The sequence below is a fragment of the Duganella phyllosphaerae genome, from assembly GCF_001758785.1.
GTDB classification, from domain to species: Bacteria; Pseudomonadota; Gammaproteobacteria; order Burkholderiales; family Burkholderiaceae_D; genus Rugamonas; species Rugamonas phyllosphaerae.
Genome location: NZ_LROM01000037.1, coordinates 1 through 11510, shown reverse-complemented (window position 1 = coordinate 11510; position 11510 = coordinate 1). Strand labels below are relative to the sequence as shown.

Genomic DNA, 11510 nt, shown 5'->3' with positions numbered 1-11510 from the left:
GGCCCGCCTGCACCTGATCGATATCGCCGACCGCGACATGGACGTGCCGCTGTCCGAATTGGGCGAACGCCAGGCGCAGGCCCTGGCCAACTGGTTCGAGGCGCTCGAGCCAGACCAGCGGCCCACCGTGGTGCTGTATTCGCCGTATGTGCGCGCGCGCGAAACCGCCAACGCCGTGATCGGCCGTATCGGCCGCGACGACCTGCTGACCACCGTGATGGACGAGCGCCTGCGCGAAAAGGAGTTCGGCATCCTCGACCGCCTGACGCCGCTGGGCATCCACGACAAGTACCCGGAACTGGCCGAGCAGCGCCAGCACGTCGGCAAATTCTATTTCCGTCCGCCCGGCGGCGAAAGCTGGTGCGACGTGATCCTGCGCCTGCGCAGCGCGCTCGATACCATCGTCCGCGAATATCGTGGCGAACGGGTGCTGATCGTGGGCCACCAGGTGATCGTCAACTGCCTGCGCTACCTGCTCGAGCGCATGGACGAACAGACCATCCTGGCGATCGACCGCGAGGCCGACGTGCCCAATTGCGGCATCACCGAGTACCGCTTCGACCCCACGCTGGGCAAGCGCGGCAAGCTGGCGCTGGTACAGGCCAATTTCGTCGCGCCACTGGAGGATACCGGCACGCCCGTCACCGACCAGCCGGACATGCCGGCTGCACCCAAGTCATGAACGCCGCAGCCGCACACTCGGGCGCCGACAGCAGCGCCAGCGCGGCCACCGTGCGCGAGATCACGGCCGGCATGCTGCGCGACTGGCCGTTGCCCATGCCGGGCGCCCACGCCGACAAGGAAGCGCGCGGCCACGTGCTGATCGTGGCCGGCTCGCGCGAGATGCCGGGCGCGCTGCTGCTGGCCGCTACCGCCGCCCTGCGCGCGGGCGCCGGCAAGCTGACCATCGCCACCGCAGCCAGCGTGACGGCGGCGCTGGGCGTGGCGCTGCCGGAGGCGCGGGTGATCGGGCTGGATGAAACGCCGGAGGGCGGACTGGTGGCGCGAGCGTCAAGCCAGGCAGCGCGTGAACTGCTGGCCGGCTCAGCTGGTGAATTGGCTGAAGGCGCGCCGTTAGCAGCATCGGCAAGCGAGAAGCAAGACCCCGGCTTGGCACCACCGCTGCGGCAAGCCTGCGAACGCGCCAGCGCAGTGCTGATCGGCCCCGGCATGCAGGACAAGGACGCATGCGCTGCGCTGGTGACGGCACTGCTGCCCTGCTGCGGCAATGCGCCGGTGATACTCGATGCCGGCGCCATGTGCGTGGCCGGTGGTGATGACTGCATGCGTTTTGCAACGCCGGTGCTGCTCACGCCGCACGCGGGCGAACTGGCAGGCCTCACCGGCGCCGACAAGGAAGCCATCGCGGCCGACCCGCAGCCGGCATCGCGCAGCGCGGCGCAGCGCCTGAACGCCGTGGTGGCGCTCAAGGGCGCCACCACGATCATCACCGCGCCGGACGGCGATATGTGGTCGCACACGGGGGGCAACACCGGCTTGGCGATATCGGGATCGGGCGACGTGCTGGCCGGCCTGATCGCCGGCCTGGCCGCACGCGGCGCTTCGCTGGAACAGGCCGCAGCGTGGGGCGTGGCATTGCACGCAATGGCCGGCGAACAGCTGTCGCTGCGCCACGGCCCGCTGGGCTACCTGGCGCGCGAGATCAGCGCGGAGGTGCCGGCGCTGCTGCGGGCGCTCTCGGCGCACTAGCTGAAGTTAGTTGCGACGCGCCCATCCCAAAAGCAAATTTGCAGCAAGTGTTCTACAGGCCTAAGATACGGCTATATTTGCCGAAGGAATTGAGCAATGACCATTCATATCGCCATCGATGAAGATTTGATCACGGCAGCACTGCGCGCGACGGGATTAAAGACCAAGCGCGAGGCAATCGAGCTCGGCTTGAAAACCCTGGTGCGATTGCATCAACAGGCAGAGATTCGTCAACTGCGTGGCAAACTCATTTGGGAAGGCGACCTTGACGACATGGGGACCGACAGATGATCCTCGTCGATTCCAGTGTATGGATCGATTACTTCCGCGGAATTTCCAGCAGGCAAGCCGATACGCTGGATGAGCTGCTTGCAAGCGAAATCGTCGCGACTGGCGACCTGATTCTTACCGAAGTATTGCAAGGATTTCGTCATGCGCGTGATTTCAAGCGCGCCAAAAGCCTGATGACATCTTTATTGATTGTCGACGTCGCGGGTTCGGACGTGGCTGTCAAGGCAGCGGAAAATTTCCGTACGCTGCGTGCCATCGGCATCGCGGTTCGTAAAACCATCGACACGATCATCGCGACCCGCTGCATCGAGAGTGGCTACTCCCTGCTATACAGCGACAGAGATTTCAATCCTTTTGTGACGCACCTCGGACTACGTGCTGCCTGAAGCAGGCAGCACGTCTACCTCATTACACCAGCTTCGCCGAATGCTCACGCGTAGCGTGGAACTGCAGCTTCGGCCAGCGTTCCTGCGTCAGGCGCAGGTTGACGCCCGACGTGGCCAGGTAGGCCAGGTTGCCGGCGGCGTCGTAGGCGACGTTGTGGCCCAGTGCATCTTCGAAGTCGGCCAGCGCCTTCCTGTCGTCGCTCGATACCCACCGCGCGCTGCTGATGCTCGTGCCTTCGAACACGGCATCGACGCCGTACTCGTTGAGCAGGCGGCTGGCCACCACCTCGAACTGCAGCACACCGACCGCGCCCAGTACCAGCTCGCCGCCCTGCACCGGCTTGAAGACCTGTACTGCGCCCTCTTCGCCCAGCTGCTGCAAGCCCTTGTGCAGCTGCTTGATTTTCAACGGGTTGCGGATGCGCACCGAGCGGAAGAAGTCCGGCGCAAAGTACGGGATGCCAGTGAAGGTCAGCATCTCGCCTTCGGAAAAACTGTCGCCGATCTGCATATTGCCGTGGTTGGGCAGGCCGATGATGTCGCCGGCGTACGCCTCTTCCACCTGCTCGCGCGACGATGCCATGAAGGTCACCACCGACGACACCTTGATCTCGCGCCCCAAACGCAGGTGCTTGACCTTCATGCCGCGCTCGAAACGTCCCGAGCACACGCGCAAAAAGGCGATGCGGTCGCGGTGGGCCGGGTCCATATTGGCCTGGATCTTGAACACGAAACCGGTGAACGGCTGCTCTTTCGGATCGACTTCACGCACGGTGGCGTTGCGCTCGCGCGGGGCCGGGGCCCAGTCCACCAGCGCCGACAGGATTTCGCGCACGCCGAAGTTGTTGATCGCAGAACCGAAGAACACCGGCGTTTGCACGCCGGCGAGGAATTCTTCCAGGTCGAACGGGTGCGAGGCGCCCTTGACCAGTTCCACTTCCATGCGCAGCTGATCCATCTCGAGCGGGAACATCTCGGTCAGGCGCGGATTATCGATACCTTCCAGCACTTCGAAGGCGCCGTCGGCCTTCTCTTCACCGGCCTTGAACAGCATGATGGTGTCGTTGAGCAGGTGGTACACGCCGCGGAAGTTCTTGCCCATGCCGATCGGCCAGGTCACCGGCGCGCACTGGATTTTCAGGACCGATTCGAGCTCGTCGAGCAGTTCCAGCGGATCGCGGGTTTCGCGGTCCATCTTGTTCATGAACGTGACGATCGGCGTATTGCGCATGCGGCAGACGTCGAGCAGCTTGATGGTCTGCGCTTCCACGCCCTTGGCGGCATCGATCACCATCAGCGCCGAGTCCACTGCGGTGAGCACGCGATAGGTGTCTTCCGAGAAGTCCTGGTGGCCGGGGGTGTCGAGCAGGTTGACCACGTGATCGCGGAATTCGAACTGCATCACCGACGAGGCGACCGAAATGCCGCGCTGCTTCTCGATTTCCATCCAGTCGGACGTGGCGTGGCGGCCCGATTTGCGGGCCTTGACGGTACCGGCCATCTGGATCGCGCCCGAGAACAGCAGCAGCTTTTCGGTCAGGGTGGTCTTGCCCGCATCCGGGTGGGAAATGATGCCGAAGGTGCGGCGGCGCTGCACTTCGCGCGCGATCAGCGCCGGCGTCTTGGCGCTGGCGGCGCTGGAGGACGGGGCACCGTCGTCGTTAATTTCGCCGCTATTCTCGGGTATTACGTTTTCGATATCGTTGGACATTTATTCGCGATCTGAAGCTAATGCTTGATTTAAGTGTTCGCCAGCCCTGGACGGAACCGCCGTCATTCCCGCGAAGGCGGGAATGACGGTTTCGTGGTCGATATGCCGGGATATACGGCGCGGGCCCGCAAAACCCTCGATTTTACCGGCAGATGCCACTCTCGTGTGAAATTTCCAGCCCCGTCACTCGCCCCTGACCCGGCGCCACCCTACCCTGTGCGCCTCGGCCGACACCTCCTCCACCCCGCGATCTGTCTTTTTGGTGCCATCGGCCAGCGTGGTGATGATTTTTTGCTGGCCATCGGGCAGGCGCACCACCACGTACCCCACCGCCGCCGAAGCGCTCGACAGCGTGATCCCGGCCGGATAGTTGCGCACCGAGTGGCCATTGCACACGTTGAGCTGGTACAAGTTGCTCGAGCCCCCCACCGAGCACGACGACGAGGAGGTCGGCATATTCGTAACCAGGTTGGCCACGCCGCTGATGATCTGCGGATCGAGGTTCATCCGCTCGCCCGCATTGAGCGAAAAGTCCAGGTACCAGCCGTCGCGCTGGGCCAGGTCCACCGCGTTGTCGGTGATCGCATAGACAGGCGAATTGGTGTCGTCGCTCGGCAGGCTCAGTAGCTGCCGCACCATCGTCGGTCCGCGCACATTGACGGTGGCGCCGCTGTCCTTGACCACGTACAGGCTTTGCTGGTCGGTATTGGACGTATCGGGAATATCGAGCAGCCGTCCGGTACCCCACAGGACCATGCGCTGGCCCTGCAGCACGGTGCTGGTCACACCGTTGCTGGTGCTGGTGGCGGGAACGCCGCACAGCGTGACGTCGGGCCGGGTGGTGATCGGTTTCAGGGCGCCGGCATCGCCCATCTTCAGCACCGCCACCGCGCCATTGGTGGCGGTAAAGTCGAAGCGCCACATCTGGCCCAGCAGGTCGCCGCCGTACACGTAGGTCGCGCGTGGGTCGGTGGCCGGATCGTTCGAGATGGCCGTGATGCGGGCCAGGCCCGAGGGCGTGGTGGTGTCGCCGGAACCGGTGGGCACTTTTTTCAGCAGCTCGCCCGTGTAGGCGTCGAGTACATACAGGTAGCCCTTGCCATCACCGCCGGCCACGCCGTCAATGCCGGGCACGTTGTTGTAGCCGGATGTCAGGAATACCACCCAGCGGCCGTCGGCCAGCGTGCCGAACTGCGGGTTGCCGAAGGTCAGACCGATATCGGCGTCGCTGCGCGCACACACGCTGGCGTCGGCGCAGAACTCCCATAGCTGCCTGGGCGCGGCGTGGGTGTCGGTGATGTCGAGCGCGTAGTAACCGCGCCCGCCGGCGTTCAGGCCCGCCACCATGATCGTGCGCCACTGCTGGGTGGCGCCGATGGTTACCTTGACGTCCGCCACCTCGGGCGAGCCGTCGGTCGTGTACTGGTGGTTGGTGCCGTAGGTGCTGCTGGCCAGCCCGGGCAGCTTTTTCATGGTGATGCGCGGCACGTAGGCCCACAGCTCGTTGCCGGTCGTGCCATCGAACGCGTGCAGCATGCCGTCGTTGGCGGCGACGAACACGGCGCCGCGCCGGAACAAAGGGTTGGCAGGATCGATACGGGCATCCTTGAAGGCGAGGTAGGTGGTATCGGGGTAATCGGCCAGCGGCGCCCGCACGTAGGCTGGTTTCGACGAGGCGATATCGCCCAGCACGATCGGCAGCGGCCCGGTGGCGCCGGCCGGCGTGGCGGGCGTGATGGCGTAGCGGCGGAAGCGCACGTCGTCGGCGTGCTGCTGCTGGCCGCGCAGCCAGTTGACCATGTTGGCGCCGTCGTTGACGATGGCCTTGTCGGCGGTGGACAGCTGGGTGCATTGCGCCAGCACGCCGCACTTGTTGCTGAACCAGCCGGCCATGGCGCCGCTCATGTTGGCAAAGGTGAACGGCAGCGCATCGCTGCCGACCGTGCCGGCCGGGTTCATCATGACGATGGTGCGGGTGTCGGTGGCAGCGGCCACCTGCCGGCCCAGCGTGGCATGGCTGCTCCACACCGGCGCCGTGTTGGCGGTGCCGGTGGTGATGTTGATCTTCTGGTCCAGCAGTTCGCCGAACCATTTGACGGTGGTGAAGGTGCTGGAAAAGATATCGTTGTCGGACTGGGTGACGTTGGGCGTGGACGTGGCGGCAGCCGCCGCCGCGCCGCTGCGGATCTGCATGTTCGACAGCGCCTCGCTCAGGCCATTGACCACATCGCGCGGCTCCTGTGCGCTGAAGTATTTGCCGTGGCCGTTGATGGCGGCATGCCACAGGTCGTCCACCCGCTCCTGCACCGTGTTGGCCGAGACCCCGGTCTGCGGATCGGGCCACACGTAGGGGCCGTTGTTGTTCCACGGGCAGCCCGTGGCGGCGGCCGTGACCAGGTTGTAAAAGTCGCCGCCGGTACGCGGCGCCGTGTCGTAATTGGGCTCGTAAGTCATTACGCCGTCCACGCCCAGGCCCAGCGTGTAGGTGTTCATGTGCAGGTGGGTGTTCTCGCCGGCACCGGCTGGCACCGAGCCAGCCTTGGTCATGTCTTCCAGGTCGCGCCGCAGCGACGTGGTGCCGGTGCTCGAACCGCCGTTGTACCAGTGCAGGGCCACGTCCGCGATCGACGGCTGCGCCTGTGCCCGCGCATCGACACAGCCACGCGCCTGGGTGCAGAAGCGCGAGGGATTGGCGACGTTGTCGTTGCTGGTCACGTTGGCCGTGCTGCTGCCGTTCCAGTAGCCGTCGGTGGTGAGTATCAAAAAGTTTTGCTGGCACGGGTACTGCACCACTTCGGCGCCGGCATCGTACGCATATGGCGACAGGTTGGCGAACATGCGGCCGACGTTGTCCATCGCGGTGCGGATCGGCGTGGCGCCGGACGATGTGGTGTTGTACAGCAGCGAGTACCAGCTCTCGCGCGCGCTGCCGGTAAAGTCGGCCGGTTTGAGCTCGACGGCGCCACCCGCACCTGCCGTGGACAATTTGACGTAGCCCACCTTGTAGTTGCTGGTGATCGGCGAGAAGGCAATGCCCAGCGACGTCTTCATCATTTGCAGCCGGCTCTTGTAGTACACATACCAGTTGGCGAAGTTGGTCATTTCCTCGGCGTAGGTGCAGCTGGCGCCCGCGCAGTCGATACGGTCGGCAGCCTTGGGATAGGTGCGGCCACTGACGATGTTCACGCGCACGAAGGGATTGGGCGCGCCCAGGCCGCCCGAGATCGAGGCCGTGGTCGTTGGAACGGCGTCGCTGACGGCCGGCGCATAGCCGCTGGTGGCGCCGCGCACCCAGCTCAGGCCGCCCTGGTTGTCGATGGTGAAGTTGCTGATGGCCGCGTTGTTGGACGTGGCGCCATAGTTGATCAGGCAGACGTTGAGATTGGACAGCCCCGGGCACAGCGCGTTGCCGCCGACGTAGGCGCGGATATTGCCGCTAGTGCCGATCTTGCCGGCGATGGCATTGGCCACGTACGCCGCACTGCGGTTGAGGCCCAGGTCGAGGTAACTGGGGTTGGTGAACACGCCATTGCCGATCAGGGTGGTCGAGCCGAGCGCCAGGTTGCGTACCAGGGCATTGCGGGTATTGGACGTATTGGCGCCGGAAAACGTGATCACCGAGCGCGCCGGCGAGGCGGCGGACACCTGCACCTGCGGCGACGTCACCGTCAAGCCCCAGCCCTGGCGGCTCAGATCGTTGACCACCACGCAGTTGGCCAGGCTCTTGGTATTGCCCACGCAAATCAGGGGCACGACCGCCACCACGTTCTCGGCGCCGATGGTGATGCCGAACAAGCTGCATGCCGGCACGCTCGACTGTCCGGTCGGGGTCTTGACGCACGCATACATCTGCCGCAACGAATTGTTGGGCGTGGCGATGATGGAGGCGGCCAGCGCGCTGGCCATGGTCTGCTGCTTGAAGGCGGTGTTGGTGCCGGTGGGCGCGGTGACGGTGTTGGCGATCAGCTCGCTCGTGTTGCCCTGGGCATCGGTCAGGGTGACATCGCTGATGCCCAGCGACGTGGCCGTGGCCGAGGCGCCAATGGCAATGGTGCCGTACGCGGCCAGCGCGCCGGTCGGTTGCGAATACGCCGGGTAAATGAAATTGCCCACGCGCTTGCCCTGGCACTGGGTCAGTTGGCGGTCGCTGCACCAGCGCACCTTGACCGGCACCGGGTAGCCGGGCGGCGCGTTGGCGCCGATGGCGGTGGACACGCAACTGCGCAAGGTGTCGTCGGCGCAGTATTGCCCTACGCCGATGGTGTAGTAGTACGGGGCGCCGGTGGCGGCGTACGGGGTCTGGTACAGCAGGTCCGGGTAGGTGTAGCTGGACGTATTGCTCTGGCAGGTCAGGTTGTTATTGATGATCACGCACCAGCGCAGGTCCGGGAAATCCGTCACCAGGTTGATGTTGCCGTTGACGCTGTTGCCGGCCAGGTCGGCGCGGCTGACGCCATAGCCGTCGCTACTGACCGACGTCCAGTTGCTGGTCGTGGCGGCATTTTGGACCGGGTAGGCGCTGCCGTCGGCGCGCAGCGGCACCGCGTAGCGGATCTGCGGGTTGTAGTACTGCTTGTTGAAGTCCGGGCTCATGAACGGCGGATGGCCGACCGTGCAGGCCCTGGTGCCGAACGCCAGGCTGATGCTGCTGCGGCACAGGTTATCGTTGACATAGTCGGGCGTGTAGGTCTGGTCCATCGAGCCGGAGTTATCGAACAACAGCATCAGGTTGGGCTTGACCGTGCCGGTGCCGGTGATATTGAGCAGCGGCACCTGGGCGATCTGGGTTTGCGCGGCCATGGCCGTCCCCGGCAGCAGCGCAAGGAAAAATAAGATCTGTAGCAGTTTTTTCATGGTCATGGTCCTTTCAGCACCACCGCCTGGGTTACCACGTTGCCGCCACGGGGACCGTTGATACGCGCTGTCACCACGTAGTGCAGCTGTGGCTGGGTGGTATAGCGGGCGCTGCCCAGCCCCAGCGAACTGCCGAATGCCACCGGGGTGGGCGCGTTGGGCCGGGCCGAGGTCTTGATGCAGGTGTTGCCGTTGTACGGTCCGGTAAAGTCGCACTGGCGATGGATCACGTATTCCACCCGGTCGCCAGCCGCGTTGGGATCCATGATGACGGAACCGGTCCAGAACGCTGGCGTGCTCACGGTCCAGGTGGAATTCAAGGTGGCCACGTAGCCTTGCGCGGCCTGGTTGTTTTCGAGGTCGGCCTTGTTGACCACCGTGCGCAAATAGGCAAAGCCGGCGTGCAGGCCGGCGTCGGCAGCCTTGGCCAGCGCCGAATCGTAGGCCAGGTTTGCCGTGGTGAGCGCGCTCGACGTGCTGGACTTGATCAGGTAGATGCCGCTGACCATCATCACGGTCAGCATGATCAGCATGATGGGCAAAGCAATGCCCTGTTGATGGCGCTGCATCATGGCCGCCACTGGGCGTTGCGGATCGGCACGATGGTCTCGAACACGCGGTAGCGGTAGCACTTCCAGTCCACCGGGTCGCCGGCCACCGCCACGTTCACCTGCATCGGCACGGCCGCCACGCTGGCCGGCGCCGCTTGCGCGAACACCGTGGGCAACACCGTGGTGGCGGTGCACGCGCCGTTGGCGCCCGGACGCTCGGTGCTCTTGCTGCGCGCCACCACGGCCAGCCGTACCGCCCCCACCCGCTGGTAGTCGCCGGCGCCGCCCACCAGGCCGTCGCCGTCGGCATCGATCATGGTGGCGCTCCAGGCGCCGATGCGCATGCCGCTGGCGGTGGTCTCGCCCCAGCTGCTGTTGCCGGGCGTATTCGGGTTGTAATTCGGCACGGTACGGTTGTCGAAGCCATACTGCGCCTTGAGCGAGACAATGTTGTCGCTCACCGAGGCGCCATTCGCCTCCGAGCCGGGCATGTCGGTGGCGCGCAGCAGCAGTACGCCCGCGCTGACCGACCAGGTGTGGAAATGCAGACGGTCGGCGCTGCCGAGGTTGTACAGGTAAGCCATGTTGAGCTCGTAGGGCACGCCAAGGCCCGCCTGGGGATTGAAGCGGAACTGGTCGCCGGTGGCGATCGTCAAGCGGTTGGCGGAGGACTGGCCGCTGCCGGTGCCCGACATCTGCATCACGGTGCAGCGCGCGCCGGCGGCCGCGAGCGGGGCCACCACCAGCACGTCGCCCACATTGAAATCGTAGGGGCTGTTGCTGTCCACCGCGATCGAGCTTTCGCCGGGCGTGTAGTTGGCCGCGAGCTTGACCGAGCCGATGCCGGTTTGCGACGTGCCGCTGTAAAACGTCACCAGGTCGGGCGCCGCGCCGCGCGACTCGATCACCACGGGCGCCAGCGGCGTGATGTCGAGGCCGGCCCGCTGGGCCACGGCCATGCGGAAACCACGGCTGTCCGAAAACTCGGTATTGCAGCCGGCCAGCATCGGATCGTTCAGGCCCCAGCCGGCGTCACCGGCGTCGTTGCTGAGCGAATACAACGCCAGCATGCCGTTCTGCATCGCGTCGGAACCGCCCACCGCCGCATCCTTGGCCTTTTCGCCGCCGATCACCAGGCGCGTGGCAAAGGTGATCGCCAGCAGGCCGATCACGATGCTGACCATCAGTTCGACGATGGAGAATCCGTGGCGGCGCATGGGGTCAGTTGGCAATGTAGGCGGTGACGACATGGCGGTTCTGCGCACCGGCAGCCTTGCGCTGCCAGGTAATGCCGATATCGACTTGCGACTGCCGGGTTTGATCCTGCACCCGCACCGTCAGTTTGGCGCCTGGAATCGCACGCTGCGTTTCCAGCACCCATGGCGCCAGAAAGCTGTTGGGCGTGGCACCGGCGGCCAGGTTGTAGCTGGCCAGGTTGGGGATGTCGGTATTCATTACCCCCAGCAGTTTCTCGGCCGCCATGGTGGCCTCGGCGCGCATGCTGGCATCGGACAGCGCCGCGTACGCGCGCGCTTGCAGGCCGATCATGCCCAGCAGGCCAATGCCGAGGATGACGACGGCGATCAACGCTTCGAGTAGCGCAATGCCGGCCTGGCGCCTGGCGTGCCGGCCTGGCGCCGGCGGCGCGCTGGCAGCTGGCCCGGGCGGCATGGTGGCGCAGCGGCTGGTGTGGCGGCTTGGAATCGTCATGGCGGGCACCCACGACTGTCGCTGCGGGCCACGGCCGGATTGCACTTGACGGGCATGCCGGCCAGGGTCACCACCAGCGCCACCGGCGGCACGTCGGCGGCGTAGGCGCTGGCCGGGATCAGGCGCAGGCTGGAAAGCCGGTTGCCGACCACCGGATCGACCCAGCCAAGCGCCGTGTAGTAGACCTGGGTGGCGCCATCGGGCACGATGGCGGGCACCAGCACCTCGCTCGGCGGCAAGGAGGTCGCCGCGCGGAACACCGACTTCCAGCCGCCCGCCCCTTGCGGATCGGCAGCC

At 65.4% G+C, this 11510-nt stretch carries 9 protein-coding genes and 1 pseudogene; 4 read left to right on the top strand and 6 right to left on the bottom strand.

Going from position 1 to position 11510, the window contains the following annotated elements:
• The 4 genes from DUPY_RS02525 to vapC form a co-directional block, all read left to right on the top strand.
• Nucleotides 1–682: histidine phosphatase family protein (locus tag DUPY_RS02525; protein ID WP_070246119.1), on the top strand; the 682-nt coding region annotated here is incomplete at its 5' end.
• Nucleotides 679–1710 (top strand): NAD(P)H-hydrate dehydratase, encoded by a 1032-nt coding sequence (locus tag DUPY_RS02520; RefSeq protein ID WP_084640510.1) that lies wholly within the window; start codon nt 679–681, stop codon nt 1708–1710. The genes DUPY_RS02525 and DUPY_RS02520, both read left to right, overlap by 4 nt.
• Before the next feature lie 96 nt (nt 1711–1806).
• A complete protein-coding gene (locus DUPY_RS02515) occupies nt 1807–2001 on the top strand; it encodes a type II toxin-antitoxin system VapB family antitoxin (protein ID WP_070246118.1) in 195 nt (64 codons plus the stop codon).
• The gene (vapC, locus tag DUPY_RS02510; protein WP_070246117.1) at nt 1998–2387 is read left to right on the top strand and encodes a type II toxin-antitoxin system VapC family toxin; all 390 of its coding nucleotides are present in this window, start codon (nt 1998–2000) and stop codon (nt 2385–2387) included. Before DUPY_RS02515 ends, vapC begins: the two co-directional genes overlap by 4 nt.
• 22 nt (nt 2388–2409) lie before the next feature.
• Here vapC and DUPY_RS02505 read toward each other — a convergent pair whose 3' ends face one another.
• The 6 genes and pseudogenes from DUPY_RS02505 to DUPY_RS02480 form a co-directional block, all read right to left on the bottom strand.
• Nucleotides 2410–4098, bottom strand: coding sequence for a peptide chain release factor 3 (locus DUPY_RS02505; protein ID WP_070246116.1), 1689 nt, complete (start codon nt 4096–4098; stop codon nt 2410–2412).
• 183 nt (nt 4099–4281) lie between these two features.
• Nucleotides 4282–8952 (bottom strand): pilus assembly protein, encoded by a 4671-nt coding sequence (locus DUPY_RS02500; RefSeq protein WP_070246122.1) that lies wholly within the window; start codon nt 8950–8952, stop codon nt 4282–4284.
• A 2-nt stretch (nt 8953–8954) separates the two neighbouring features.
• Nucleotides 8955–9524 (bottom strand): pilus assembly PilX family protein, encoded by a 570-nt coding sequence (locus DUPY_RS02495; protein WP_229255217.1) that lies wholly within the window; start codon nt 9522–9524, stop codon nt 8955–8957.
• Nucleotides 9521–10720, bottom strand: coding sequence for a PilW family protein (locus DUPY_RS02490; RefSeq protein WP_084640507.1), 1200 nt, complete (start codon nt 10718–10720; stop codon nt 9521–9523). Before DUPY_RS02490 ends, DUPY_RS02495 begins: the two co-directional genes overlap by 4 nt.
• 4 nt (nt 10721–10724) lie before the next feature.
• Nucleotides 10725–11213 carry a type IV pilus modification PilV family protein gene (locus DUPY_RS02485; RefSeq protein WP_229255216.1) on the bottom strand — a complete coding sequence of 163 codons (489 nt, stop codon included), beginning with the start codon at nt 11211–11213 and terminating at the stop codon, nt 10725–10727.
• Nucleotides 11210–11510: pseudogene (locus DUPY_RS02480) on the bottom strand (prepilin-type cleavage/methylation domain-containing protein); the annotation flags it as partial. The pseudogene DUPY_RS02480 and the gene DUPY_RS02485, both read right to left, overlap by 4 nt.

Coding starts and splice junctions, on each gene's coding strand:
- DUPY_RS02515 (WP_070246118.1), top strand. CDS start 1,807: ATGACCATTCATATCGCCATCGATGAAGATTTGATCACGGCAGCACTG.
- DUPY_RS02485 (WP_229255216.1), bottom strand. CDS start 11,213: ATGACGATTCCAAGCCGCCACACCAGCCGCTGCGCCACCATGCCGCCC.
- vapC (WP_070246117.1), top strand. CDS start 1,998: ATGATCCTCGTCGATTCCAGTGTATGGATCGATTACTTCCGCGGAATT.
- DUPY_RS02500 (WP_070246122.1), bottom strand. CDS start 8,952: ATGAAAAAACTGCTACAGATCTTATTTTTCCTTGCGCTGCTGCCGGGG.
- DUPY_RS02490 (WP_084640507.1), bottom strand. CDS start 10,720: ATGCGCCGCCACGGATTCTCCATCGTCGAACTGATGGTCAGCATCGTG.
- DUPY_RS02495 (WP_229255217.1), bottom strand. CDS start 9,524: ATGATGCAGCGCCATCAACAGGGCATTGCTTTGCCCATCATGCTGATC.
- DUPY_RS02520 (WP_084640510.1), top strand. CDS start 679: ATGAACGCCGCAGCCGCACACTCGGGCGCCGACAGCAGCGCCAGCGCG.
- DUPY_RS02505 (WP_070246116.1), bottom strand. CDS start 4,098: ATGTCCAACGATATCGAAAACGTAATACCCGAGAATAGCGGCGAAATT.